We start from the raw sequence: 24,865 nt of genomic DNA, 5'->3' as shown, positions 1-24,865 counted from the left end.
TTAAGATTATGGCAACACAAAAATTCTGTCTGGCTTTAGACCTAAAAGATGATGCAGACTTAATTTCAGAATACAAAAAACTGCATGAAAACATTTGGCCTGAAATTAAAAAAAGCATTCAAGATGCAGGAATTTTAGTTCTGGATATTTACTGCACAGGAAATAGACTTTTTATGATTATCGAAGGTGATGAAAATTTCTCTTTTGAGAAAAAAGACAAAGCCGACGCCGCCAACGAAAAAGTCCAAGAATGGGAAACTTTAATGTGGAAATTCCAACAAGCGCTTCCTTGGGCAAAACCAGGACAAAAATGGATTTTAATGGATAAGATATTTGAATTGTAATATTCATTCTTATTTCTAAAAATAAAAAAGAGGATTTCTAAACGAAATCCTCTTTTTGTTTTGAAACGAAAAGGTAATTTTATTTTAACATGTAATATGTTGTTATTTAGTGTTTTTAATTAATTTTAAAATCATAAAAACAACCTCAATTATTAAAAAATGAAAAAACTAATTATTGCATGCCTTTTACTATCGGGAGCTGCATTTGCTCAAGATATGGATGTTGTTCAGGGAAATTTTGACTTTTTAAAAGACCAAAAAGAAGTGAATGTTATTTTTGATTATAGTGATTTTACTATGATGAAAGAAAAAATGCCCGAAGCACAATACGTTCAGGAACACAAAGCCGATTTAGACAAAAAAGCAAAAGGAAACGGTAATATCTGGGAGAAAAAATGGATTGCGGCAAGAGAAAATATCTGGACGCCTAAATTTTTAGAAATCGCTAATATCGTTTTAACGAAAGAGAAAAAAGATTTGAATTTTCAGGAAGGATTAAAAACGCCTTATACCCTGATTGTAAAAACAGTTTGGCTTTTTCCTGGTTGGGATGCAGGAATTATGAAACAACCTGCAAAAGTAACTACCAACCTTAAATTTGTCGATTCTAATAATAAATCAAATGTTTTGTTGGAGATTACAAGCGACGAAGCTCCCGGAGATCAATGGGGAAGTAATTTCAGCAACGAATCTAGACTTGGAGAAGGTTATGCTAAAACAGCAAAATCGATGTCAAAACTAATTATAAAGAAAATGAAATAACAAAAAAAGCCCTGATTATTCAGGGCTTTGTTCTTTTTGCATATTTAGTAAATACGCCATATTTGCTATTACGTGATCATGTTTCTTGACAAACGAATTTTCTTCATTCCAAACATATCCTGCTAAAACTGCACATATTTTTTCTTTTACCTCAGGATTTTCTGGCTGATGGAAAAATAAAGTTTGTAGATTTCCGGTGTACCATTCTTGTACATAAGTCGTAAAAACGGCAATACCGCGTTTCATATATTGTGTAAATTCTACTTCCCAATCAACAGGAATTCCTTGCGATTCTTTTAGATATAATTTGGCAGCCAACATTCCAGATTCAGTTGCAAAAGCTACACCCGAAGAGAAAACCGGATCTAAGAATTCTGAACTGTTTCCTGTCAAAGCAAAACCATCTCCGTACATTCTTTTCACTGCTCTTGAATAGTTTTCTAATTTAACTGGTTCAAACAAAAATTCTGTTCCTTTAAATCTTTTGATATAATAATCTGATTTCTGAATCGCATTTCGCAACGCTTCAGCATTATCTTTATTTTCAGAAAGCGAATTGATAAAATCTGTGGGTCCAACAACTCCTAAACTTGTATTTCCATTTGAGAAAGGAATTACCCAAAGCCAAACTTCGGTTTCCAAAATATCAAAAGAAATCTGAGTTCCTTCTTCTCCTTCTTCTCTATTAATATCTTTAACATGAGTAAAAATCGAAGAATGCGGATCTAATTTAGAAGGCGTATCCAAGTCTAAAAGTCTTGGCAAAACACGTCCGTATCCGCTTGAATCGATAATAAAGTTGGCGTGAATTTCTTTTAAATTTCCGTCTTTGTCCTTTACGATGGTTTTGGATTTTTTACCTTCAAAAGAAACTTCCAGAACTTCTGTTTCAAATTCCAGATCAATTCCTTTTCGTACAATTTCCTGCGCCATAGTGTTGTCAAAATCAGCTCTTGGAACCTGCCAAGTCCAATCCCAGCCTTCTCCAAATTTTTTACTGAAATCAAAATTGCAAATTTCTGCTCCTCTAATGAAACGAGCTCCCAATTTTTTTTCGAAGTTCATTGCATCAAGCGCGTCAAACAATTCTGCCTCAGCAAAATGATCCATAACACGCGGAATAAGGCTCTCGCCTACTACAAGTCTCGGAAACTTTGTTTTTTCTACAACTTTAACCTTTACGTTGTTTTTAAAAAGGTACGATGCCGAAACACATCCAGACGGTCCTGCACCAATCACTAAAACATCAACAAACTCCTTTGTCATATTAGAATTATTATCATTAATTAACCTACATTTGCCATCATCAAAATAACTACATTTATTTTGATAAATAAAATTAAATTAGCGCAACCAAAATTGATTTGATGAATACAATAAATGAATATTTAAGTTTAGCAGAATTTGAAGCCATAATTTTTGGGAAAAACAAAGTTGCTATAAGCGATGTGGTTTTAAATCGAGTAAACGAAAGTTTTAATTTCTTGAAAGAATTCTCAGGAAACAAAGTAATCTACGGAGTAAATACTGGCTTTGGTCCAATGGCTCAATACAGAATTAAAGAGTCTGATCAAATTCAATTACAATATAATTTAATTAGAAGCCACTCTTCAGGAACTGGAAAACCTTTAAACCCTGAATGTGCAAAAGCAGCAATTCTGGCGAGATTAAATACCCTTTCTTTAGGAAATTCAGGAGTTCATTCTTCTGTAATTCATTTAATGGCAGAATTAATCAACAGAGATATTACGCCTTTAATTTTTGAACATGGTGGTGTTGGTGCAAGTGGAGACTTGGTACAATTATCACATTTGGCTTTAGTTTTAATTGGTGAAGGTGAAGTTTTTTATAAAGGTGAAAGACGTCCGACTCCAGAAGTTTTTGAAATTGAAGGTTTAAAACCAATTCAAGTAGAAATTAGAGAAGGTTTAGCGTTAATTAACGGAACTTCTGTAATGACAGGAATTGGAGTGGTAAATGTTCATTATGCTTCAAAATTATTAGACTGGTCGTTAAAAGCTTCTTGTGCTATTAACGAATTGGTTCAAGCTTATGATGATCACTTTTCTGAAGAATTAAATCAAACCAAACGTCATAAAGGACAGCAGGAAGTGGCAGAAAGAATGAGAAAAAATCTTTCTGACAGTACGTTGATCCGTAAAAGAGAAGACCACTTATATTCTGGTGAAAATACAGAAGAAATCTTCAAAGAAAAAGTTCAGGAATATTATTCATTAAGATGTGTTCCTCAAATTTTGGGACCCGTTTTAGAAACGATCAATAATGTAGCTTCTATTTTGGAAGACGAATTTAATTCAGCAAACGATAATCCAATTATTGACGTTAAAAACAAACACGTTTATCACGGAGGAAATTTTCACGGAGATTATATTTCGTTAGAAATGGATAAACTGAAAATCGTTGTTACAAAATTAACGATGCTGGCAGAACGTCAATTGAATTATTTATTGAATTCAAAAATCAACGAAATTTTGCCTCCATTCGTAAACTTAGGAACATTAGGATTTAATTTCGGAATGCAGGGAGTTCAATTCGTTGCAACTTCAACAACTGCAGAAAACCAAATGTTATCTAACCCAATGTACGTACACAGTATCCCGAACAACAATGACAATCAAGACATTGTAAGTATGGGAACAAATGCTGCAGTAATTACATCAAAAGTGATCGAAAATTCGTTTGAAGTTTTAGCCATCGAATTAATCACAATTGTTCAGGCAATTGATTATTTAGGTCAAAAAGATAAAATTTCGTCTATTACTAAAAAATGGTACGACGATGTTAGAAACATAATTCCAGAATTCAAAGAGGATCAAGTAATGTATCCTTTCGTTCAAAAAGTAAAAGATTATTTGATAAATAGTTAAAAATCTTTAATTTACAGTATTAATATTGAATCTTAAAATCATGAAAAAGTCACTTGTATTTTTATTGCTAAGCTGCATTCAATTTGTTAATAGTCAAGAATTAGCATTAGTTAAAAAGAACTCTAAAATTGGTTATCTTTCTAAAGACGGATCTTTTAAAATCGAACCTCAATACAAATCTGCCAGAAGTTTTTCTGAAGGTTTGGCTGCTGTTGAAAATGGCGGAAAATGGGGTTTTATCGACACAAAAGGAACTTGGGTAATTCCAGCAGATTTTAAAGATGCAAAAGATTTTAACAACGGAATAGCTGTTGTACAAAAAGACAAAGAATGGGTTTATATTAATACAAAAGGAGAAATCCAAAAAGCACCTACTACAGATAAAGTATTTGATTTTAATGATGGTGTTGCTTTTATCAGACAAAACAATAAAGTGGGACTAATCAACAATAAAATGGTTGTTGTTTTAGAACCAAAATACGATCAAATCAAATCTTTTGAAAATGGTTATGCCAGAGTTGAATTGAACAAAAACTGGGGAATCATCAATACGCAAGGAAAGGAAATGGTTGAACCAGCTTATGCTGAAATTGGAAACTATTTCAAAAACACAACTTGGGCTAGAAAAGATAAAACTTTCGGTCTTGTAAGCGGCGGAAAATTTATTCCAGTTGATGGCGCAGAAAAAATTTGGGATTTCGAAACTCAGGATTTGACTTATGCTAAAAAGAACGGAAAAATTGGTTATATCGACTTAAAAGGAAATTGGGCAATTCTTCCTATTTATGATAAAGGAAAAGCTTTCTGTAAAAATCTAGCTCCTGTTTTAGTTGGAAAAAAATGGGGATTCATCAATCCAGAAGGAAAATTTGTAATTGAACCAACTTACAATGATGCAGAAGTTTTTAGTACAAACGGTCTGGCGCCAATTAAAGAAAGTAACTGGGGATTCATTAACGAATCTGGAAAATTGGTAATTCCAACACAATACGGAATCACGACAAATGCTATTATCGCGATGTTTACACAACAAGATAAAGGATTTATCAATGGCGTTGCAAGAGTGAAAAACGAAGGGAAATGGGGATTTCTTAATCCAGATGGAACAGTTTTAGCAAACCAATGGTTTGAAAATGCTGAATTATTCTCGAAATCAGAAAAAACTCAACCCGTTGCTGCTGCTCCAGCTGAAGCCCCAAAACAAGAAACAAAAACAACCAAACCAGCTGCAAAATCGGCAACGAAACCAGCAGCTAAGAAAAAGAAATAAATTTCACTTATGAAGTGTGTATTAGTAACAGGCGGTTCTAGAGGAATCGGAAGTGCTATTTGCAAAAAATTAGCCGTAGAATCTGATTATCATATTCTGATTAACTATCATTCGAATAAAACAGCCGCTGAGGAAACATTACAAGAAATACAGAAATTAGGTGCAACAGGAGAAATCTTAGGTTTTGATGTTGCTGATTTTGAACAAGTACAAAACGTTCTTATGCAATGGCAGGAAGAAAATCCTGAAAAATTAGTTGAAGCAATCGTAAACAACGCGGGAATTACTAAAGATGGTCTTTTTATGTGGATGACACCTCAAGACTGGAATAGTGTGATGAATACAAGTACGAACGGTTTTTTTAATGTAACACAGTTCTTCATTCAAAAAATGCTTCGCAATAAATATGGCCGAATTGTAAACGTTGTTTCAGTTTCTGGAGTAAAAGGAACTGCAGGGCAAACTAATTATTCAGCGGCAAAAGGTGCTATTGTTGCTGCTACAAAAGCATTGGCACAAGAAGTGGCAAAACGAAATATTACTGTAAATGCAGTAGCTCCAGGTTTTATCAAAACAGATATGACAAGCGAATTGGACGAAAAAGAATTACTGAAACTTATTCCGGTAAATCGTTTTGGCGAAGCCGAAGAAGTAGCAGATTTGGTAAGCTTTTTGATTTCTAAAAAAGCCAGCTATATTACAGGAGAGATTATCAATATAAACGGTGGGATATATTCTTAAGAATTGCTTCACTTTTGCGAGGTTCAAGCAAGTTTTTTAATGCTGAAAATTGCTCGCAAAGACGCAGAGTCGCCAAGTTTTTTTATTAAAAAGACTTTAAAAAGTATTCTTTGCGACTCTGCGTCTTTGCGAGATTAAAAAAACAAAAACTTTGTACCTTTTGATTAAAAAAATTACACTTTAAGGATATAAAATTACTTTGAAAGACGATGAATAGAAGAGTTGTAATTACTGGAATGGGAATTTATTCTTGTATCGGAACCTCTTTAGACGAAGTAAAAGATTCGCTATACGAAGGAAAATCTGGTATTCAGTTTGATTCTGAACGTAAAGAATTTGGTTTTCAATCAGCCTTGACAGGAATGGTTCCGAAAGCTGATCTTAAAAATTTATTGACTAGAAGACAACGTATGAGCATTGGTGAAGAAACCGAATATGCTTATATGGCCACTATAGAAGCATTGAAAAATGCAAATATCGACGATGCTTTTTTTGATGAGCATGAAGTGGGTATCATGTATGGAAATGACTCCGTTTCTAAAGCTATCATTGACGCAACAGATATTGTACGCGAGAAAAAAGACACTGCCCTTATTGGTTCTGGCGCGATTTTTAAATCGATGAATTCTACGGTAACAATGAATCTTTCAACGATTTTTAAACTTCGCGGCATCAATCTTACTGTAAGCGCAGCTTGTGCGAGTGGTTCTCACTCTATTGGTTTGGCTTATTTTTTAATTAAAAATGGTTTTCAGGATATTGTAATTACCGGAGGAGCTCAGGAAATTAATAAATATGCCATGAGCAGTTTTGACGGATTAGGTGTTTTTTCTAACAGAGAAAGCGATCCAGAAAAAGCTTCAAGACCTTTTGATGCAGATCGAGATGGCTTGATTCCGAGCGGTGGCGGTGCAACTTTGATTTTAGAAAGTTACGAATCTGCTATTGCGCGTGGTGCCAATATCATTGCAGAAATTGGCGGTTACGGATTTTCATCAAACGGTGGACATATTTCTACCCCAAATGTCGAAGGACCTGCCACAGCAATGAAACGAGCATTGGATGATGCCAAATTACAAGCCTCAGATATTGAATACATAAATGCACATGCAACCTCAACTCCGGTTGGTGATGCAAACGAAGCAAAAGCAATTTTTGAAGTTTTTGGTGAAAGAAATCCGTATATAAGTTCAACAAAATCGATGACAGGACACGAATGCTGGATGGCGGGAGCGAGTGAAATTATCTATTCCATCCTAATGATGCAGCACGATTTTATCGCGCCAAACATCAATTTGGAAAATCCTGACGAAGATGCATCAAAATTAAATTTAGTTAAAACTACGTTAAACAAAAAATTTGACATATTTTTGTCCAATTCTTTCGGGTTCGGAGGAACCAACTCTGCGTTGGTGGTTAAAAAGTTTAAATTAAACGATGAATAAAGAAGAGATTATAGCAAGAATAAATGGTTTTTTAGTTGATGAATTTGAAGTAGACAATGACGACATTGAACCAAATGCTAATTTAAAAGATACACTTGGGTTAGACAGCTTGGATTATGTTGACTTGGTAGTTTCAATTGAAGCCAACTTTGGTGTAAAACTGGTTGAAGCAGATTTTGTTGGAATTTCTGATTTTCAAAGTTTCTACGACCTTATCGAAACCAAAATAAAAGCCAAATCAGCTTAAATGAGTCAATGGGATGGTAAATCCAAAGGAACTGTTTTAGGTTATCGAATATTCGTTTTTTTGATTCAGAAAGCGGGTGTAAAAGCCGCTTATGTCTTACTTTACTTTGTTGCTTCTTATTATTTTTTATTTCTAAGAAAAAGCAACAGAGCCATTTTCTATTATTTTAAAGAAAGACTTCAATATTCCTATTTCAAATCCAAAAAAATGGTTTTCAAAAGTTATTACACTTTTGGACAAACTATTATTGATAAGATTTCGATTTCTGCCGGAATGCGAAACAAATTCACTTATGAATTTGACGGAATCGAAACGCTAAAAAAATTACTGGCAGAAAAAAAAGGTGGTGTTTTAATTAGCGCACATGTCGGCAATTTTGAAATTGCTGAACATTTTTTGGGAGATATTGATCTCAATTTCCAAATCAATCTTGTTACTACAGATTTGGAACATTCTGCCATTAAAAATTATTTGGAAAGTGTTTCTCAAAAACCAACTGTAAAATTCATTATCATCAAAGAAGATTTGTCTCATATTTTTGAGATCAATGCCGCTTTGGCGAATAACGAATTGATCTGTTTTACCGGCGATCGTTATTTTGAAGGAACAAAATCTTTAACTGAAAACTTTTTAGGTAAAGAAGCCAACTTTCCTGCTGGACCATTTTTAATTGCTTCCCGATTAAAAGTTCCTGTTGTATTTGTTTATGTAATGAAAGAACCAAATCTTCATTATCATTTATACGCCAGAGAAGCCGAAGTAAAACATCGTGACGAAAAAGGGCTTTTGAAAGAATATGTGAAAAGTGTGGAAAGCATTCTAAATCGTTATCCGCTACAGTGGTTCAATTATTTTGATTTTTGGAATGAATCTGAAACTTAATTTTTATTTTTTTTGCCACGAATTCACGAATTTTCCCTAATTATTTGGAACGAATGTTTTTGTCGCTAATTTCACTAATTTTTTTTCTAAAATAATATCCTTTGCATACACTATAATTTGTGAAATTAACTACAGTTATAATTTCAGCAAAATCATCATCACTACAGCAGTTTTAAATAATTTCTTCAATTTGTGGCTAATAAAAAATCTCAATAATTGCTCCCAAAAATCATATCATTTGCACGAATCATAATTCGTGAAGTAAATCTCATGAATAATTTAAACAAAATTAATCATTAAGCCTTTATTTTGAATAATTCGTGAATTCGTGGCTAATAAAAAACGTTCGTCGAAATAAGAAAATTCGTTTAAATAAATTTAACTATTTTTGCTGACCACCATAGCCAGAAACCCAAATGAAAAATGTTCTCGTAATTTATTATTCTCAGTCCGGACAACTAGAATCTATTGCACGAAATATTGCAAAACCTTTTCTAAATTCAGAGGATATAAAACTTACTTTTCACGAAATCCAATTAGAGAAGCCATTCCCCTTTCCGTGGAATAAAGATTCTTTTTTTGATGCTTTTCCAGAATCGTTCTTGCAAATTCCGACGGCATTAAGACCAGTTTCAGAAGAGATTTTAAATACAAAATTTGATTTGATTTTATTTCATTATCAGGTTTGGTATTTATCGCCTTCTATTCCGATTAATTCATTTTTGAAAAGCGACGATGCCAAGAAAATCTTGAACAATACGCCTGTAATTACGATCAGCGGTTCTAGAAATATGTGGATTATGGCGCAGGAAAAAATAAAAGTATTGTTGAGAAAAGCCAATGCAAATTTGGTTGGAAATGTAGCTTTGGTAGACCGCGTTGGAAATTTAATCAGCGTAATCACAATTGTAGAATGGATGTTTTCTGGAGTTAAGAAAAAATATTTAGGTATTTTTCCGCTTCCGGGAGTTTCAGAAAAAGACATACAAGAATCAAGTCAGTTTGGAGAAATCATATTGGACTCGTTTCAAAAGAATAATTATACCGATTTACAACCAAAATTGGTAGACGCAGGTGCAGTAAAAATAAGTTCCTATTTGGTAACTGTTGACAAGACAGCAAACAAGATTTTTAATAAATGGTCGAACATCATTTCGAAGAATCAAAAAAACCGAAAAAAGCTACTTAAAGTATTTAATGTTTATTTATTCCTTGCGATATGGTTAATTTCACCAATAGTGTATATATTGCACCTTATTACCTATCCGCTTAAGTTAAAAACTATAAAAAAGGAAACTCAATATTATCAGGGAGTTTAGAAGACGAAATTTAGATTATGTTTGAAGTATATATTACAAAAGCTGCAAAATATTTGCCAAATGAAGCTGTTTCGAATGATGAAATGGAAGCCTTTTTAGGTCTTATCAATGATACTGCTTCTAAAGCAAGACGTATTATTTTGCGCAACAATAAGATTACAAGCCGATATTATGCTGTTGATAAAGATGGGAAAAGTACACACAGCAATGCCGAATTAACAAAAAATGCCATTTTACCGTTATTCGATGAAAATTTTACGCCTCAAGATTTAGAAGTACTTTCATGCGGAACTTCGACTCCGGATATCTTTTTGCCTTCACACGCTGCGATGGTTCATGGTTTATTAAAAAATAAATCGGTAGAATTAAACTCTTCAACTGGAGTTTGCTGCGCTGGAATGAACTCATTAAAATTCGGTTATCTTTCCATAAAATCAGGAAATTCAAAAAATGCAATCTGTACAGGATCAGAAAAAGTTTCTACTTGGCTGAATGCTCAAAAATACAATCACGAGGCTGATAATTTAAAAAGCCTTGAAGAACAACCTATTATTGCCTTCAAAAAAGATTTCTTACGTTGGATGTTATCTGACGGAGCCGGAGCTTTTTTATTAGAAAATAAACCCAAAGGAGAAATTTCACTAAAAATAGAATGGATGGAAGCCTTTTCGTATGCTTACGAATTAGAAACTTGCATGTATGCTGGAGGTGATAAAATGGAAAATGGGGAAATTAAAGGATGGAGCGATTATTCGCCAGAACAATGGCTGAACGAATCGGTATTCTCTATTAAACAAGATGTAAAATTATTAGATGAATTTATCCTGTCTAAAGGTGCAGAAAGCATGAAAGACGCAATGGATAAAAACAACATCAAATCGGAAGATATTACTTATTTTATTCCTCACGTTTCTTCTAACTTTTTTGTGGAAGGATTGAAAAAAGGTTTAGCCGAAAAAGGAATCGGAATGAGTGACGAAAAATGGTTCATGAATCTTTCTAGAGTTGGAAATGTTGGTTCTGCCTCTATTTATTTGGCTCTTGAAGAATTGATGAATGCAGGAAATTTGAAAAAAGGAGATAAAATTTTATTATCTGTTCCTGAAAGTGGAAGATTCTCTTTCGCGTATGCGTATTTAACTGTTTGCTAATGGAAACAATGGCTTTTTTAGAAAAAGAAATGGTAGAAAATTTATTACCTCAAAAGTTTCCTTTTGTGATGGTAGACGCTATGCATTCTTACACCGAAACTTCTTTGGTTTCTGGTTTAAAAATTCAAAGTGAAAATATTTTCGTTACAGACAATTCTTTTCTGGAAGCAGGTTTAATAGAACATATGGCACAATCGGTGGCTTTGCATACAGGTTATCAGTTTTTTCTAAAAAATGAAACTGCGCCAACAGGTTATATTGGTTCGATTAAAGAAATTGAAATTAAAAGACTTCCGAAATTAAATGACGTTATTCAGTCTGAAGTAACTATTCTGCAAGAATTTGCCGGAATTACTTTAGTGGATATTGTTACTTCTTTAAACAATGAGGAAATTGCCAGAGGACAAATGAAAACCGTTTTGGCAAAATAAAGCAATAATGAAAACAACTTCTGCTGTTGACATACAAAATTATTTACCACACCGAGCACCAATGCTTATGGTGGATTTGATTTTGGATATTGATGCCAACTTTGTAGAAACCATTTTTTTGATCAAAGAAGACAATATTTTTGTTCAGAATAATGTTTTTATAGAAGCTGGTTTAATTGAAAACACAGCACAAACATGTTCGGCAATTGTTGGAAAAAAATATTTTTTTGACGATAACGGACTAGAAAATGAGAACGTAAATGTAATTGGGTTTATCAGTGCATTAAAAAATGTAAAAATTCATACACTGCCAAAAGTCGGCGATACTATAATTACTAAAGCCGATTTAGTTTCAAAATTTGTCGGCGACGATTATACTTTATGCACAATGAGCTGTAAAAGTTCTGTTGAAGACCAAATACTCTTAGAATGCGAAATTAATTTGTTTATTCAGAAAACAATTTCAGTTTCGTAGCAATCCCACTTGAAAATAAAACTAGGTAATGGAAAAAGATAAAGTACCTCAGGATCAAAGTAATTTAACGAAAAACAACGTTAAAGAACTTTTGTATGCAACAGATGAAAATGGCAATTATACCACAACCTTAAGTACAGGCTGGGAACCAAAAACAATTGCACTTTCTAATTCTATTGACGAAATAAACGAAAGAATTGCCGATGCCAAACAACAGGTTTTAAATGGCGAAGCAAGTCCGATTGTATATTTTATGGAAATCAACAAAATGGATCTTACGATTTTATCAAGCTATGTAGGGTTCTGGAAATGGCGCGTAAAAAGACATTTCAAACCAAGTGTTTTTGCAACTTTAAGTGATAAAATTCTGCAGAAATATGCCGATGCTTTTGAGGTATCAATCAACGAATTAAAAAACAGCATTACCAAATAATGGAATTAAATTTCACACATCATCAGTCTGCTCATTGCGAGAATGGAGTAGCGTCAAATCTGCTAAAAAACAGCGGATTAAACATCAGCGAACCGATGGTTTTTGGTATTGGCTCTGGATTATTTTTTGTATATCTGCCTTTTATAAAAGTCAATTATGCACCAGCAATCAGTTACAGAACTTTGCCTGGGCAGATTTTCAATAAAGTCGCAACCCGTTTAAATTTAAAAATAAAAAGACAAAAATTTTCTTCTCAATCTAATGCCAACAAAGCTTTAGATGAAAATTTAAAAAATAATATTCCAACCGGATTACAAGTTGGCGTTTACAATTTAAGTTATTTCCCAGACGAATACCGTTTTCATTTCAACGCACACAATTTAGTCGTTTACGGAAAAACCGAAACCGATTATCTAGTGAGCGATCCTGTTATGGAAACTGTTACAACACTAACGCACGAAGAACTTAATAAGGTACGTTTTGCCAAAGGTGCTTTTGCTCCGCGCGGACAAATGTATTATCCGATTCAGATTCCGACAAATGTCGATTTAAAAAGCGCCATCATTAAAGGAATCAAAAATACGTGCCGAGATATGTTGGCGCCAATGCCTATTGTTGGTGTGCGTGGAATCAAATTTGTTTCGAAGCAAATTAGAAAATGGCCAATAAAACACGGAACCAAAAAAGCCAATCATTACTTGGCGCAAATGGTTCGTATGCAGGAAGAAATTGGAACTGGAGGCGGTGGTTTCCGTTTCATATATGCGGCATTTTTACAGGAAGCTTCAGTTGTTTTGGGCAACGAAGAACTGAAAGAACTTTCTAAAGAAATGACAAAAATTGGAGATTCATGGCGTGATTTTGCTGTTGAAGCTTCAAGAATTTATAAAAACAGAAGTGCCAAAGAAGATGCCTACAATACTATTGCCGATGAACTTTTGGACATTGCCAATAGAGAAGAAATCTTTTTCAAAAAATTAAAAAAAGCGATCAGCTAAAAAAATATTTTGCAGTCTATCATTCAAATAGAATCCCTTTCGAAAAAGTACAAAAATGCAGAAATGTATTCTTTGAACAACGTTTCGCTAAACATAAATGAAGGTCAAATTTTTGGTTTATTAGGTCCAAACGGAGCCGGAAAAACAACTTTGATTTCCATGCTCTGCGGATTGGTAAAACCAACTTCGGGACATTTTACCATTGATGGTTTAGACTATCAGCATCATGCTTCAAAAATTAAAAAAATTATAGGCGTTGTTCCTCAGGAATATGCTTTGTATCCAACTCTTACGGCAAGAGAAAATCTGCATTATTTTGGAAGTATGTACGGTTTAAAAGGTTCTGATTTGAAAGACAAAGTTATCGAAGCTTTGGATCTTTTGGGTTTATTGAAATTTGCCGATAAACAAGTTCAGACTTTTTCTGGCGGAATGAAACGCCGCGTCAACCTGATTGCGGGAATTCTGCACAAACCGAAAGTTTTGTTTTTGGATGAACCAACCGTTGGTGTCGATGTGCATTCTAAAACGGCAATTATCGATTATTTGAAAGTTCTAAATCAAAACGGAACGACCATTATTTATACGTCGCATCATTTGGCTGAAGCCGAAGATTTCTGTACGCAAATCGCCATTTTAGATCAAGGACAGATTTATGCTCAAGACACTCCGTCGGCATTAATTGAAGCTACAAAAGATGCCCGAAATCTCGAAGATGTTTTTATTTCATTAACCGGAAAAGCGCTTAGAGATGATATATAAAATTTGGATGTCAGTTGTAAAAGAATTCCTTTTACTAAAAAGAGATTTAGGCGGATTGATTATTTTATTTATAATGCCTTTGGTTTTGGTTATTACGGTGACTTTAATTCAAGACAGCACTTTTAAAGCGGTAACCGATTCAAAAATTCAGATTCTGATTGTAGATAACGATAAAGGATCTGTTTCGAAAACCGTTTTTGAAAATTTAGAAAAAAGCAATTTGTTTACTGTTGTAACGCAAATTGACAACAAACCTATAACGGAAGAAATTGCCAAAGAAAACGTTCACAAAGGAAAATTTCAATTGGCGATTGTAATTCCGGAAAATCTTAGTTCTGATTTACAGGCAAAAATAGATCAGAATGTAGAGAAAATTGTCAGCAGTTTAGGTTTGACAGACAGCACTGCAACTGCAGAACCTCAACGCATTATTAAGGAAAAAGAAGTAAAATTGTATTTTGACCCAGCGGTTCAGATGAGTTTTAAAAATGCAGTCATGAGTTCGATTGACAAAATGATTTCGCAAATTGAAACCAAATCGATTTACAAAACTTTCGAAAATCAGTTGGGAGTTGAAACTGCCAATTTCGAACAGAAAAGTTTCATCTCTTTCAAAGAAATAATTCCGACAATCAATAATAAAGAAGTTCGTCCTAATTCGACGCAACATAACGTTCCGGCTTGGACGCTTTTTGCTATCTTTTTTATTGTTATTCCGCTATCGATTAATATTGTAAAAGAAAAATCGCAAGGAACTTTTGTTCGATTAAGAACCAATCCGGTTTCTAATCTGGTTGTGATTATTGGAAAAACCATCACCTACTCGATCATTTGTATGATTCAGTTTTATATGATGGTTGCCGTTGCTGTATTCTTATTTCCATCTATCGGATTGCCTTCTTTAAATATAGAAGGACATTTATTGATGATGAGCATTGTGGCTTTATTTTCAGGTTTTGCGGCAATTGGTTTTGGAATTTTATTAGGAACCGTGGCAAGTACACAAGAACAATCTGCTCCTTTTGGTGCAACAAGTGTGATTATTTTAGCTGCTGTTGGAGGCGTTTGGGTTCCTGTTTTTGCCATGCCGAAAATCATGCAGTTTATTGCAAAATCTTCACCAATGAACTGGGGATTAGAAGCTTTTTACGATGTTTTACTTCGCAGCGTTTCTTTCCTGGAAATCATACCAGAAATAAGTTTATTATTTTTGTTTTTCATTATTACAACTTCCATCGCATTATTTTATGATAAAAAGAAAAGAGCAGTTTAACGAGGCTACAGACTTGACCGTTACACATGAAATCAGGATTCGTTTTAACGAAACAGATCCGCTTGGAATTGTTTGGCACGGCAATTATATCACGTATTTCGAAGATGGACGCGAAGCATTTGGACGTCAGCACGGACTTACTTATTTGGATATTGCCAAAACGGGTTATACCACGCCAATTGTAAAATCGACTTGCGAACATAAATTGTCTTTGCGTTACGGAGACGTTATAACTATAGAAACAACGGTTGTTGATACTCCAGCTGCAAAAATGATTTACCGTTTTAAAATTATTGATGATAAAGGAGAAGTGGCTTGCACTGGTGAAACCGTTCAGGTTTTTTTAGATAAAGACGGAAATTTAATGCTGACGAATCCTCCTTTTTATGAAGAGTGGAAAAAGAAAGTTGGGCTGTTGAAATAGCCACGAATTCACGAATTAGAAAAAATTAAAATCCGTGCAAATCTGCTTAATCTGCGAGCAAAAAATTTCACAAAATTAGAATTGAAAATGATACGAGAAATATACATCACCGAAACGAATTGTATTACGCCTTTAGGTTTTGATGTGGAATCGAACGTTGAAGCGATTCTTCGTGGCGATTCTGGAATTCAGCTTCATAGCGATATTTCTTTGATGCCGAATTCGTTTTATGCTTCTATTATTAGTGATGAAAAAATAAACAGTGCTTTTGCAGAAATCAGCGCTGAGACAAAATATTCCCGTTTAGAAAAAATGATGATTTTGGCTTTAGAGCCGATTATCAAAAATTCTAAAATCGAATTAAACTCAAAAACCGCATTTATACTTTCTACAACAAAAGGAAATGTAACAGCTTTACAAAATAATTCGGAAGAAAGTTTCAACAACGCGCATTTAGACGTTTTGGCAAAAAACGTTGCCGATTTCTTCGGCTTTCAAACACAACCAATCGTAGTTTCAAATGCCTGTGTTTCTGGAATTTTAGCCGTTTCTGTTGCTAAAAGAATGATTCAGTCTGAACTTTATGATAATATTTTCGTAGTGGCAGGCGATGAAGTTTCAGAATTTGTTTTGTCTGGTTTTAATGCTTTCCAAGCGATGAGCGAACTGCCTTGTAAACCCTATTCTAAAAACAGAACGGGTGTAAGTTTAGGTGAAGCAACGGCTGCCGTTTTGGTTTCGGCGAATCCTGCAACTGCTAAAATAAAAGTGATTGGAGACAGTTCGATAAACGATGCCAATCATATTTCTGGCCCTTCAAGAACGGGCGAAGGTTTGTTTAGAAGTATTCAGAATGCTTTGAAAGAAGCTCAGATTGAAGCGAACCAATTAGATTATATTTCAGCACACGGAACGGCAACGCCTTATAACGATGAAATGGAAGCAATTGCTTTAAATCGTTTAGATTTACAAAAAGTTCCAATTAACAGTTTAAAAGGATTTTACGGTCATACTTTAGGCGCTTCGGGATTATTAGAAACGGTAATCGCGATAGCATCTGCCAATCAAAATAGACTTTTTGAATCAAAAGGTTTTGATGAAATCGGTGTAAGCGAATTGATCAATGTGATTGAAAAAAACGAAGAAAAGAATATTAAGTATTTCCTGAAAACGGCTTCTGGTTTTGGGGGTTGTAATACGGCTGTGGTTTTTGAGAAACTGCACTACTAGCCATTAACAAAAAAAGTTATAACGATTTATAAAAACATAAAATGAAAAATTTAATCATTTTATTTTTGGCAATCTCTTCATTGAGTTGTGCAAAAAAAGTAGAAAAAATTAAAACTCCAACTTTTGTCTTTAATTATCAAGATGCAAAGAGCAGTTACACACTAAGATATTTAGGAAAAGACTCTTTATATTTGAATGATCTGAAAACGAATAAAAACTATGGTACATCTATAAATTCGGTTTTAGGAAATGAGGTTTCAAGAACCATAAATAAAATTGACAAAGCGGAATATGCAGACGCTTACCAAAGTAAACCCGGAAGTGATATTACTTTTAAAATTTTAATATTAAACGCACGTCTTTCGCCTGAACCAGCGACTAAAAATAAGAATGCAGAAAAAGAAGTTTACGAAGCTGCAAAAAAATTAAATGATTTAAAAAACGATTTGGATTTTGTTCCATCAAACAAATAAAGTCGATCTTCATTACAGAATATTGCTGAAATAAAATGATTCAAAATAAAACTTACATACAAAATTACTGCACGATTGAAAACAACAAAATTGTTCTCAACGGAACCTCTGTTTTCAAAATCGAACCAACAGATTTTGCAGATTTCGCCAAACAAGCGTATCGTAATTTTGAAATGCAATATCCAAAGTTTTTCAAAATGGATACTTTGAGCAAACTGGCTTTTTTAGGATCAGAACTGCTTTTGAGTCCGATTACCTCAACAGAGCATGAAAATAATATTGCTTTAGTTTTGGCCAATAAATCTTCGAGTTTAGATACTGACGTAAAATACCAGGAATCGATTTCAGACAAAGAAAACTATTTTCCGAGTCCGGCGGTTTTTGTGTATACACTGCCAAATATTTGTTTGGGCGAAATAAGTATTCGTCATCAGTTAAAAAGTGAGAATTCTTTCTTTATATTTGACACTTTTAACACCGAATTTATGTCCAATTATTCTAATATTCTTCTGAATACGAATAAAGCAGACACGGTTTTGTGCGGTTGGGTAGAATTTTTTAATGACAATTATAAAGCTTTTCTTTGCACGATTAGTACAAAAGAAAACACAGAATATAAAAACGAAACTATCAATACATTATATAATAAATAATCATGGAAGCATTAAAAGAAGAATTAAAAAACAAAATCATAACAACTTTAAACCTTGAAGATATCGCAGTAGAAGACATTGCAGATAACGACCCTTTGTTTGGAGACGGTTTAGGTTTAGACTCGATTGATGCACTTGAATTAATCGTGATTTTAGATAAAGACTACGGAATTAAATTAGTTGATCCGAAAGAAGGAAAAACAATTTTCCAATCTATCGAAACTATGGCTGCTTATATCAGCGCTAACAGAACGAAGTAATTTGCATAAACTTTGTAAAGCAAGAGTTGCTATTTAAAAAAGCTTAAAAACTTTGCGACTCTGCGACTTTGCGAGATTAAATTAAAAGCTTCTTTCTCTTAAATGCGAGAAATTTGCTCGCAAAGACGCGAAGACGCAAAGTTTAATCTAAAATCTAAAATCATAAATCTAAAATTAGATGAAAGGTGTTGCTATAACGGGAATGGGAATTATTTCTGCGATTGGTAATTCGGTTGAGGAAAACTATATTTCTTTGATCGAAAACAAAATCGGCGTTTCTCGCATTCAAAATATTTCGACGGTTCACGCAGATGTAATCAAAGTTGGTGAAATCAAAAAAACCAATGATGAACTTATCAATGAACTGCAGTTAAACGAGAACAATAATTTCTCTAGAACCGCTATGATTGGTACTTTGGCAGCAAAACAAGCTGTTGAAAATGCCGGCATTACCAATATAAATGAATTTAGAACCGGACTTATCTCAGCCACAAGCGTGGGTGGAATGGATATGACGGAAAGACATTATTACGATTATTTCGAAAAACCAGAATTGGTAAAATACATCACTTGTCATGACGGTGGCGATGTTGCTGAAAAAATTGCCGAAGAATTAGGTTTAAAAGGAATGGTTACAACGATTAGTACGGCTTGTTCGTCTGCGGCAAACTCAATTATGTTGGGCGCAAGATTAATCAAAACGGGAAAATTAGATCGTGTAATTGTAGGCGGTGCAGATGCTTTGGCAAAATTCACCATCAACGGATTTAAGACTTTGATGATTTTATCAGACGATTATAACAAACCTTTTGACAATACCCGAAAAGGATTAAATCTTGGAGAAGCTGCCGCTTTTTTGGTTTTAGAATCGGATGAAGTTGTAGCCAAACAAAACAAAAAAGTACTCGCAAGAGTTTCTGGTTACGGAAATGCAAATGATGCTTTTCACCAAACCGCTTCTTCAGAAAATGGTGATGGAGCTTACTTGGCAATGAAAAAAGCATTTGAAATTTCAGGATTAAAACCTTCTGAAATTGATTACATCAACGTACACGGAACGGCAACGCCAAACAACGATTTATCTGAAGGAAGAGCTCTAAAACGTATTTACGAAGACGAAAAAGTTCCAGATTTCAGTTCTACAAAACCTTTTACCGGACATACTTTAGCGGCCGCTGCTGCTATTGAAGCCGTTTACAGTGTTTTGGCCATTCAAAACAATGTGGTTTATCCGAATTTGAATTTTGAAACTCAAATGGAAGAATTTGATTTGACGCCACAAACTGTTGCAAAAAATAAAACTATCGAACACGTTTTATCCAATTCTTTTGGTTTTGGAGGAAATTGTTCTACCCTTATATTTTCAAAAAGCTAATGAAAAAAACATATATAAATGGAGTAGGCTGTATTTCGACTCAAAAAACATTTGATACTGTTTTTTTGGAAGAAGCTGTCGTAAACCATGACGAAAATGTGTTGGCAATTGTTCCGCCTGCATACAAAGAATATATTTCGCCAGCTGCCAGCCGACGTATGGCAAAAGGTGTAAAAAACGGAATCGTGGCTTCGGCTTTGGCTATGAAAGATGCCCATATTGAAAACGTAGATGCAATTATAACTGGAACCGGTTTAGGTTGTATCGAAGATTCTGAAAAATTCCTAAAAAGTATTTTAGATAATAAAGAAGAGTTTTTGACTCCGACTTCTTTTATTCAGTCAACTCATAATACGGTTGGTGCGCAAATTGCACTTTTACGGCAATGTAAAGGGTATAATTTCACTTACGTAAATGGAGCCGTTTCTTTTGAATCGGCACTTTTGGATGCGAAAATGCAGATTGAAGAAGACGAAGCGAATTCAATTTTGGTTGGTGGTGTCGACGAAAATGGAGATTATACAACTGCTCTTTTTAAACTAAACGGACGTATTAAAGCAGATAATACCGCACCGTATGATGTTTTAACCTCTAAAACAAGTGGTGCCGTTTATGGAGAAGGCGCTAGTTTTTTTGTTTTAGAAAATGAAAAAAAAGACAATACTTACGCTGAACTTTTAGATGTTTCTCTTGTAAACATTCTAGAAGAAAACGAAGTCGAAGAGGCAATTGTATCTTTTCTAAAAACAAATAATTTAGAGATTTCAGATATCGATGCCTTGGTTTTAGGTTTTGACGGAAATGCAGATTTCGAAAATTATTACAGAAATCTAGCTGAAAAATCTTTTGCTCAAACTCCTGTTTTATATTACAAACATTTGAGTGGAGAATACGATACGGCTTCGGCATTTGCTTTTTGGATGGCTTCAAAAATTTTAAAAACACAGGAAATTCCTGAAATTATAAAAGTAAATTCGGTTACAAAATCAGCTTACAAAACGATTTTATTGTACAATCAATTAAGCGGAAAAAATCATAGTTTTACGTTACTTTCAAAATGATAACGCATAAAAACATCTCGATATTTTTTATCTTTTTATTGCTTTTATTGTTTCTTCTGAATCTTTATATCGCAATAAATATATGGTGTTTTTTGGCTGTAATTTTTATTTGGATTGGAATAAATGCTTTTGGTTCGGCCAGAATTTCATCTAATTATCATGTAAAGGCATTTTGCAATAATCCGTTAGAAACAGATAAAAAAATCGCAATTACTTTTGATGACGGCCCAAGTATTTATACTTTAAAAGTTTTAGATCTTCTGAAAGAATACAATGCCAAAGCGACTTTTTTCTGCATTGGAAAAAATATAGAAATGCATCCTGAAATTCTTCAAAAAGTAATTTCTGAAGGTCATTTGGTTGGAAATCATTCCTACTCACATTCTAAGTTTTTTGATTTTTATAATGCAAAAAAAATAACCGAAGAACTTCGTAAAACAGATGAACTTCTGGAAAAATTTACTTCCAAAAAAATCAACTTCTTTCGTCCGCCTTATGGAGTTACGACGCCATCGATTCGTAGAGCTTTAAAAATTACCGGACATAAAACAATTGGTTGGAATATTCGTTCGCTTGACGGAGGAACTACAGATGTTGAATTAATTTTGAATCGAATTAAAAAGCGAGTTTCTCCCGGCGGAATTGTACTTTTGCATGATACTGCTCCGCATTCGGTTTATGTCTTGGAACAGTTTTTGCAATTTTTACAACAAAATAATTATCAAGTCGTTTCGATTGAAGAACTTTTGAATCTTAAAGCTTATGACAATTGAACGCGGATTTAACGGATTCGCTTACGCGAAAACGCTGATAAAAACGGATTTATTAATAAATAATAATCAGTGTGAATCCTTTAATCTGTGGCAAAAAAATTTTAAAACATGAAAACTAAAATAGCATTCCTAATTTTATTTATTTCAGGCAGTTTGTTTGCTCAGGAACAAAAAATGACTGCTGCAGAAATCACTCAATTTAAGGAAGATGTAAATGTGGTGGCAAAAAAAATCAAGACTTTAAGTACCGATTTTGTTCAGTATAAACATTTGGATTTTTTGTCGAAAGACATTGAAACTTCAGGAAAAATGGTTTTTAAGGAACCTGCTTTACTTCAATGGCAATATAAAAAACCATACAATTACAGCATTACTTTTAAAAATGGAAAAATCCTGATTAATGATGAAGGAAAGAAAAGTGCTGTTGATATTGGAAACAGTAAAATCTTTGCCCGCATCAATAAATTAATCGTTGGAAGCGTAAGCGGAAACATGTTTGATGATAAAGAATTTACGATTTCATACTTTAAAGTAAAAGGTCAGAATCTGGCGAAGTTTCTTCCGAAAGATGCTACGCTGAAAAAATACATTAAACAAATCGAACTGACTTTTGACAAAGAGGAAGCAACAGTTGTTCAGGTAAAATTGTTGGAATCATCTGAAGATTACACTCGAATTGTACTTAAAAATAAAGTGATCAATGCAAAAATCGACGATTCAGTTTTTACTAATTAATTGCTTTCTGGCAGTTTTTTTAATTTCTTGTGGCTCGGTCACCAAAAATTATACGCCTAAAAAATTAGATAAAACGTCTTATACGGTTCCGTATTTCGCAGATTCCAAAACCGATTATGTTTACAAAACTAACATCAGTGTTTACGGAAATGAAATCTCCGGAATTTTTATTGCCAAGAAAATAAACGACACGACGCATCGAATTGTTTTTACAACTGAATTCGGCAATAAATTAATGGATTTTGAAATTTCTGAAAACGATTTTAAAGTCAACTCGATTGTATCAGAATTAGATAGAAAAATATTAATCAATACTTTGAAAGAAGATTTTCGACTGCTTTTAAAGAAGGAATATCAAATTCAGGAACAGTTTGAAAATGAATCAGCCAACATTTATAAATCGGCAGATGGAAAAAGAGACAATTATGTTTTTATTTCCAAAAAAGATCAAAAATTAGAAAAGATCGTTCATTCATCCAAAACAAAAGAAAAATTTACACTACTTTTCAATTCAGAAAACAATATTTTTGCTGAGAAGATTCAGATAATTCATCAGAATATTAAATTGAAAATTGAGTTAAATTATTTTAAATCAGAATAGAAAATTTAAACGAATCATAAACTTTAAAACCATTAGAAATGAGAAAATTTGTAGTAATTGCGTTTGTTCTTTGTATCGGAATTGCATCATCGCAGGCACAAGTAAAGGTTAATCCTGGACTTCGTGGTGGTTTAAATGTATCAACTTTAACTAATATTGATGATAATAGCAGTAAAACAGATTTCTATGTTGGTGGATTAGTCAACATTAAATTCAACAAATTTTTTTCACTGCAACCTGAATTAACTTATTCAAGACAAGGTGATGAAGGAAGAGAATATTTTAATGACGGTAGTTCTCGCAGTATCAATTACGAGTTAAATTATTTAACGCTTGGCGCAGTCGCTAAATTTAATTTTGGAGGCGGAGGTTTTCATCTATTGGCAGGACCTTCTTTAGATTTAAAAGTTGGCGATAATTATATCAATTCAGATCCGGAAGATTTTGATTTGGCAATAGTTGGTGGTATTGGTTATACCTTGCCAAATGGATTAACTTTTGAAGCAAGAATCAAACAAGGATTGGTAGATATATATGGTTATGATTATTATGATAACGACGGATACTATGCTGATGATGCCATCTTAAATCAGGTTTTCCAAATTGGTATCAGTTATACTTTTAAAGTAAAATAATGTACAGTAGAAAAATAGCTCTTATTTTATTTACTTGTTTTGCCATCACAAATCTTCAGGCACAAGTAAACTTTAAACCTGGTTTGAGAGGTGGTTTATCTTTGTCTACCATTTCTGAAATGCATGCAGATTACAGGCCTGATTTTTATTTTGGTGGTTTTGGTGAAATAAACATAACCAAAAAATATGCCTTACAACCTGAAATTAATTATGTGAAACAAGGATCAAACAATGTTGCGAGAAACTTTACAGATCCTGAAACTAATACACAAAAAGTAGAATATTTAGATTTGAAATTGGATTACCTGACTTTTTCCATGATCAATAAATTTACTTTTGAAGGTTTTCAGGTTTTATTCGGCCCTTCTTTGGATGTTCGCTTAAATGATAATTTGGTTCGAAGAAAAAACTACAATGATCTGGCTTTTAATATAGGTCTTGGATATCGAATGCCGAGCGGACTTGCTTTTGAGGCTAGATTTAAGAAAGGTTTCCTAGATATACTGGATAGTGATTACTACACTAACGATTCTAATAATGATTATCTTTTTGGCGATTACAACACGAATATTAATTTTCAAATCGGTATTTCATATTCTTTTAACGTAAAATAAAACATGAACAAATTTACTTTAGCGACAATCGCACTAACTTTTTTTTCATTTGCCAAAACACAGGCACAAGTAACTTTTAAACCGGGAATTCATGCCGGAGTTAACGTTTCTAAAATAACAAATACCGATCTGGGTAGCAAAACAGATTTTTATTTAGGAGGTTTTGGGGCTTTAAAATTAGGGAAAGTTTATACGCTTCAACCTGAATTAACCTACTCAAGACAAGGAGGAAAAGGCCCTGCCTATATGTTAGCAACTCAAAGTAATCAAAATATAGATGTTTCTTTACAATACATTTCGGCTCTTACTATAAATAAATTTAATTTTACTCCAAATATTTATGCTTTAGCAGGACCTTTTGCAGATATTTTAATCGCCGATGATATAAAAGTAAATTCTAACAATACAGTACGCAATTTTAGTAAAGGCGAAGATGTTGATTTTGGAGTTGTTGCCGGACTAGGATATAGCCTAAAAAATGGTATCGCATTCGAAGCAAGAATTAAAAAAGGATTTACGAATGCTTACATAAATTACTCTGACGAAAGTGGCGATGGCAATAACTTGGTGTTTCAGTTTGGAGCAGCTTATACATTTGGAAAAAAATAAA

30 protein-coding genes are annotated in these 24,865 nt (G+C 33.5%); 29 read left to right on the top strand and 1 reads right to left on the bottom strand.

The window, feature by feature from the left end; genetic code table 11:
* Nucleotides 1-8: 8 nt before the first annotated feature.
* A complete protein-coding gene (locus K6T82_RS13940; RefSeq protein ID WP_223706710.1) occupies nt 9-344 on the top strand; it encodes an L-rhamnose mutarotase in 336 nt (111 codons plus the stop codon).
* A gap of 159 nt (nt 345-503) precedes the next feature.
* On the top strand, nt 504-1,106 hold the full coding sequence (locus K6T82_RS13935; protein WP_223706708.1) for a hypothetical protein: 603 nt from the start codon (nt 504-506) through the stop codon (nt 1,104-1,106).
* A 15-nt stretch (nt 1,107-1,121) separates the two neighbouring features.
* Here K6T82_RS13935 and K6T82_RS13930 read toward each other — a convergent pair whose 3' ends face one another.
* Complete coding sequence (locus K6T82_RS13930) at nt 1,122-2,372, bottom strand: NAD(P)/FAD-dependent oxidoreductase (protein WP_223706706.1); 1,251 nt, start codon at nt 2,370-2,372, stop codon at nt 1,122-1,124.
* Between the two features lie 101 nt (nt 2,373-2,473).
* On the opposite strand from K6T82_RS13930, the gene flxA reads away from it, so the two are divergent.
* From flxA to K6T82_RS13795, 27 genes are all read left to right on the top strand, one after another.
* Nucleotides 2,474-3,994 (top strand): flexirubin biosynthesis tyrosine ammonia-lyase FlxA, encoded by a 1,521-nt coding sequence (flxA, locus tag K6T82_RS13925; RefSeq protein WP_223706703.1) that lies wholly within the window; start codon nt 2,474-2,476, stop codon nt 3,992-3,994.
* Between the two features lie 40 nt (nt 3,995-4,034).
* Nucleotides 4,035-5,264, top strand: a complete 1,230-nt coding sequence (locus tag K6T82_RS13920; RefSeq protein WP_223706701.1) for a WG repeat-containing protein — start codon at nt 4,035-4,037, stop codon at nt 5,262-5,264.
* A 9-nt stretch (nt 5,265-5,273) separates the two neighbouring features.
* Entirely contained in the window at nt 5,274-6,005 is a 732-nt protein-coding gene (gene flxB / locus K6T82_RS13915; protein ID WP_223706699.1) for a flexirubin biosynthesis SDR family reductase FlxB, read from the top strand.
* A 209-nt stretch (nt 6,006-6,214) separates the two neighbouring features.
* On the top strand, nt 6,215-7,450 hold the full coding sequence (locus K6T82_RS13910) for a beta-ketoacyl-[acyl-carrier-protein] synthase family protein (RefSeq protein WP_223706697.1): 1,236 nt from the start codon (nt 6,215-6,217) through the stop codon (nt 7,448-7,450).
* Entirely contained in the window at nt 7,443-7,697 is a 255-nt protein-coding gene (locus tag K6T82_RS13905; RefSeq protein ID WP_095952768.1) for an acyl carrier protein, read from the top strand. The genes K6T82_RS13910 and K6T82_RS13905 overlap by 8 nt, the downstream gene beginning before the upstream one ends.
* Nucleotides 7,698-8,579 carry an LpxL/LpxP family acyltransferase gene (locus K6T82_RS13900; protein WP_223706695.1) on the top strand — a complete coding sequence of 294 codons (882 nt, stop codon included), beginning with the start codon at nt 7,698-7,700 and terminating at the stop codon, nt 8,577-8,579.
* Nucleotides 8,580-8,995: 416 nt separating this feature from the next.
* Nucleotides 8,996-9,898 (top strand): NADPH-dependent FMN reductase family protein, encoded by a 903-nt coding sequence (locus K6T82_RS13895; RefSeq protein WP_223706693.1) that lies wholly within the window; start codon nt 8,996-8,998, stop codon nt 9,896-9,898.
* Between the two features lie 17 nt (nt 9,899-9,915).
* Complete coding sequence (gene darB / locus K6T82_RS13890) at nt 9,916-11,049, top strand: dialkylresorcinol biosynthesis protein DarB (protein ID WP_223706689.1); 1,134 nt, start codon at nt 9,916-9,918, stop codon at nt 11,047-11,049.
* Nucleotides 11,049-11,480 (top strand): hotdog family protein, encoded by a 432-nt coding sequence (locus K6T82_RS13885; RefSeq protein ID WP_223706687.1) that lies wholly within the window; start codon nt 11,049-11,051, stop codon nt 11,478-11,480. Before darB ends, K6T82_RS13885 begins: the two co-directional genes overlap by 1 nt.
* 7 nt (nt 11,481-11,487) lie before the next feature.
* Nucleotides 11,488-11,955, top strand: coding sequence for a hotdog family protein (locus tag K6T82_RS13880; protein WP_223706685.1), 468 nt, complete (start codon nt 11,488-11,490; stop codon nt 11,953-11,955).
* 28 nt (nt 11,956-11,983) lie between these two features.
* Complete coding sequence (gene DarG / locus K6T82_RS13875; RefSeq protein WP_223706684.1) at nt 11,984-12,388, top strand: flexirubin biosynthesis protein DarG; 405 nt, start codon at nt 11,984-11,986, stop codon at nt 12,386-12,388.
* Entirely contained in the window at nt 12,388-13,386 is a 999-nt protein-coding gene (gene darH / locus K6T82_RS13870) for a BtrH-related acyltransferase DarH (RefSeq protein WP_223706682.1), read from the top strand. Before DarG ends, darH begins: the two co-directional genes overlap by 1 nt.
* A gap of 63 nt (nt 13,387-13,449) precedes the next feature.
* Nucleotides 13,450-14,148 carry an ABC transporter ATP-binding protein gene (locus K6T82_RS13865; protein ID WP_223706680.1) on the top strand — a complete coding sequence of 233 codons (699 nt, stop codon included), beginning with the start codon at nt 13,450-13,452 and terminating at the stop codon, nt 14,146-14,148.
* The gene (locus tag K6T82_RS13860; protein ID WP_223706678.1) at nt 14,138-15,421 is read left to right on the top strand and encodes an ABC transporter permease; all 1,284 of its coding nucleotides are present in this window, start codon (nt 14,138-14,140) and stop codon (nt 15,419-15,421) included. The genes K6T82_RS13865 and K6T82_RS13860 overlap by 11 nt, the downstream gene beginning before the upstream one ends.
* Entirely contained in the window at nt 15,396-15,845 is a 450-nt protein-coding gene (locus K6T82_RS13855) for an acyl-CoA thioesterase (RefSeq protein ID WP_223706674.1), read from the top strand. Before K6T82_RS13860 ends, K6T82_RS13855 begins: the two co-directional genes overlap by 26 nt.
* 87 nt (nt 15,846-15,932) lie before the next feature.
* Nucleotides 15,933-17,075 carry a beta-ketoacyl synthase N-terminal-like domain-containing protein gene (locus K6T82_RS13850; protein ID WP_223706672.1) on the top strand — a complete coding sequence of 381 codons (1,143 nt, stop codon included), beginning with the start codon at nt 15,933-15,935 and terminating at the stop codon, nt 17,073-17,075.
* Between the two features lie 41 nt (nt 17,076-17,116).
* Complete coding sequence (locus tag K6T82_RS13845; RefSeq protein WP_223706670.1) at nt 17,117-17,548, top strand: hypothetical protein; 432 nt, start codon at nt 17,117-17,119, stop codon at nt 17,546-17,548.
* A gap of 35 nt (nt 17,549-17,583) precedes the next feature.
* Complete coding sequence (locus K6T82_RS13840) at nt 17,584-18,201, top strand: 3-oxoacyl-ACP synthase (protein ID WP_223706668.1); 618 nt, start codon at nt 17,584-17,586, stop codon at nt 18,199-18,201.
* Between the two features lie 2 nt (nt 18,202-18,203).
* Nucleotides 18,204-18,461 (top strand): phosphopantetheine-binding protein, encoded by a 258-nt coding sequence (locus tag K6T82_RS13835; RefSeq protein WP_068841663.1) that lies wholly within the window; start codon nt 18,204-18,206, stop codon nt 18,459-18,461.
* A gap of 178 nt (nt 18,462-18,639) precedes the next feature.
* Nucleotides 18,640-19,836, top strand: a complete 1,197-nt coding sequence (locus K6T82_RS13830) for a beta-ketoacyl-[acyl-carrier-protein] synthase family protein (protein ID WP_223706666.1) — start codon at nt 18,640-18,642, stop codon at nt 19,834-19,836.
* Entirely contained in the window at nt 19,836-20,897 is a 1,062-nt protein-coding gene (locus K6T82_RS13825; RefSeq protein ID WP_223706664.1) for a beta-ketoacyl synthase N-terminal-like domain-containing protein, read from the top strand. The genes K6T82_RS13830 and K6T82_RS13825 overlap by 1 nt, the downstream gene beginning before the upstream one ends.
* Nucleotides 20,898-20,989: 92 nt before the next feature.
* The gene (locus tag K6T82_RS13820; RefSeq protein WP_223706661.1) at nt 20,990-21,670 is read left to right on the top strand and encodes a polysaccharide deacetylase family protein; all 681 of its coding nucleotides are present in this window, start codon (nt 20,990-20,992) and stop codon (nt 21,668-21,670) included.
* Between the two features lie 108 nt (nt 21,671-21,778).
* Entirely contained in the window at nt 21,779-22,405 is a 627-nt protein-coding gene (lolA2, locus tag K6T82_RS13815) for a flexirubin biosynthesis/transport protein LolA2 (RefSeq protein ID WP_223706659.1), read from the top strand.
* Nucleotides 22,371-23,006 carry a flexirubin biosynthesis protein LolB2 gene (lolB2, locus tag K6T82_RS13810; protein ID WP_223706657.1) on the top strand — a complete coding sequence of 212 codons (636 nt, stop codon included), beginning with the start codon at nt 22,371-22,373 and terminating at the stop codon, nt 23,004-23,006. The genes lolA2 and lolB2 overlap by 35 nt, the downstream gene beginning before the upstream one ends.
* A 38-nt stretch (nt 23,007-23,044) precedes the next feature.
* Nucleotides 23,045-23,641: a porin family protein gene (locus K6T82_RS13805; RefSeq protein ID WP_223706654.1), complete on the top strand. Its 597-nt coding sequence runs from the start codon at nt 23,045-23,047 to the stop codon at nt 23,639-23,641.
* On the top strand, nt 23,641-24,255 hold the full coding sequence (locus tag K6T82_RS13800) for an outer membrane beta-barrel protein (RefSeq protein ID WP_223706652.1): 615 nt from the start codon (nt 23,641-23,643) through the stop codon (nt 24,253-24,255). Before K6T82_RS13805 ends, K6T82_RS13800 begins: the two co-directional genes overlap by 1 nt.
* 3 nt (nt 24,256-24,258) lie before the next feature.
* Entirely contained in the window at nt 24,259-24,864 is a 606-nt protein-coding gene (locus K6T82_RS13795) for an outer membrane beta-barrel protein (RefSeq protein WP_223706650.1), read from the top strand.
* The last annotated feature ends 1 nt before the right edge of the window (nt 24,865 follow it).

This window comes from Flavobacterium potami (genome assembly GCF_020026915.1).
GTDB classification, from domain to species: Bacteria; Bacteroidota; Bacteroidia; order Flavobacteriales; family Flavobacteriaceae; genus Flavobacterium; species Flavobacterium potami.
Note: the sequence above shows the minus strand (reverse complement) of the source record. Positions and strands in the feature narration are given on the sequence as shown.

Coding starts and splice junctions, on each gene's coding strand:
- lolA2 (WP_223706659.1), top strand. CDS start 21,779: ATGAAAACTAAAATAGCATTCCTAATTTTATTTATTTCAGGCAGTTTG.
- K6T82_RS13800 (WP_223706652.1), top strand. CDS start 23,641: ATGTACAGTAGAAAAATAGCTCTTATTTTATTTACTTGTTTTGCCATC.
- darB (WP_223706689.1), top strand. CDS start 9,916: ATGTTTGAAGTATATATTACAAAAGCTGCAAAATATTTGCCAAATGAA.
- K6T82_RS13840 (WP_223706668.1), top strand. CDS start 17,584: ATGATTCAAAATAAAACTTACATACAAAATTACTGCACGATTGAAAAC.
- flxB (WP_223706699.1), top strand. CDS start 5,274: ATGAAGTGTGTATTAGTAACAGGCGGTTCTAGAGGAATCGGAAGTGCT.
- DarG (WP_223706684.1), top strand. CDS start 11,984: ATGGAAAAAGATAAAGTACCTCAGGATCAAAGTAATTTAACGAAAAAC.
- K6T82_RS13850 (WP_223706672.1), top strand. CDS start 15,933: ATGATACGAGAAATATACATCACCGAAACGAATTGTATTACGCCTTTA.
- K6T82_RS13895 (WP_223706693.1), top strand. CDS start 8,996: ATGAAAAATGTTCTCGTAATTTATTATTCTCAGTCCGGACAACTAGAA.
- K6T82_RS13935 (WP_223706708.1), top strand. CDS start 504: ATGAAAAAACTAATTATTGCATGCCTTTTACTATCGGGAGCTGCATTT.
- K6T82_RS13835 (WP_068841663.1), top strand. CDS start 18,204: ATGGAAGCATTAAAAGAAGAATTAAAAAACAAAATCATAACAACTTTA.
- K6T82_RS13930 (WP_223706706.1), bottom strand. CDS start 2,372: ATGACAAAGGAGTTTGTTGATGTTTTAGTGATTGGTGCAGGACCGTCT.
- K6T82_RS13805 (WP_223706654.1), top strand. CDS start 23,045: ATGAGAAAATTTGTAGTAATTGCGTTTGTTCTTTGTATCGGAATTGCA.
- K6T82_RS13865 (WP_223706680.1), top strand. CDS start 13,450: ATGTATTCTTTGAACAACGTTTCGCTAAACATAAATGAAGGTCAAATT.
- K6T82_RS13825 (WP_223706664.1), top strand. CDS start 19,836: ATGAAAAAAACATATATAAATGGAGTAGGCTGTATTTCGACTCAAAAA.
- K6T82_RS13830 (WP_223706666.1), top strand. CDS start 18,640: ATGAAAGGTGTTGCTATAACGGGAATGGGAATTATTTCTGCGATTGGT.
- K6T82_RS13910 (WP_223706697.1), top strand. CDS start 6,215: ATGAATAGAAGAGTTGTAATTACTGGAATGGGAATTTATTCTTGTATC.
- K6T82_RS13845 (WP_223706670.1), top strand. CDS start 17,117: ATGAAAAATTTAATCATTTTATTTTTGGCAATCTCTTCATTGAGTTGT.
- flxA (WP_223706703.1), top strand. CDS start 2,474: ATGAATACAATAAATGAATATTTAAGTTTAGCAGAATTTGAAGCCATA.
- K6T82_RS13900 (WP_223706695.1), top strand. CDS start 7,698: ATGAGTCAATGGGATGGTAAATCCAAAGGAACTGTTTTAGGTTATCGA.
- K6T82_RS13885 (WP_223706687.1), top strand. CDS start 11,049: ATGGAAACAATGGCTTTTTTAGAAAAAGAAATGGTAGAAAATTTATTA.
- K6T82_RS13905 (WP_095952768.1), top strand. CDS start 7,443: ATGAATAAAGAAGAGATTATAGCAAGAATAAATGGTTTTTTAGTTGAT.
- K6T82_RS13880 (WP_223706685.1), top strand. CDS start 11,488: ATGAAAACAACTTCTGCTGTTGACATACAAAATTATTTACCACACCGA.
- K6T82_RS13860 (WP_223706678.1), top strand. CDS start 14,138: ATGATATATAAAATTTGGATGTCAGTTGTAAAAGAATTCCTTTTACTA.
- K6T82_RS13795 (WP_223706650.1), top strand. CDS start 24,259: ATGAACAAATTTACTTTAGCGACAATCGCACTAACTTTTTTTTCATTT.
- K6T82_RS13855 (WP_223706674.1), top strand. CDS start 15,396: ATGATAAAAAGAAAAGAGCAGTTTAACGAGGCTACAGACTTGACCGTT.
- lolB2 (WP_223706657.1), top strand. CDS start 22,371: ATGCAAAAATCGACGATTCAGTTTTTACTAATTAATTGCTTTCTGGCA.
- K6T82_RS13940 (WP_223706710.1), top strand. CDS start 9: ATGGCAACACAAAAATTCTGTCTGGCTTTAGACCTAAAAGATGATGCA.
- darH (WP_223706682.1), top strand. CDS start 12,388: ATGGAATTAAATTTCACACATCATCAGTCTGCTCATTGCGAGAATGGA.
- K6T82_RS13920 (WP_223706701.1), top strand. CDS start 4,035: ATGAAAAAGTCACTTGTATTTTTATTGCTAAGCTGCATTCAATTTGTT.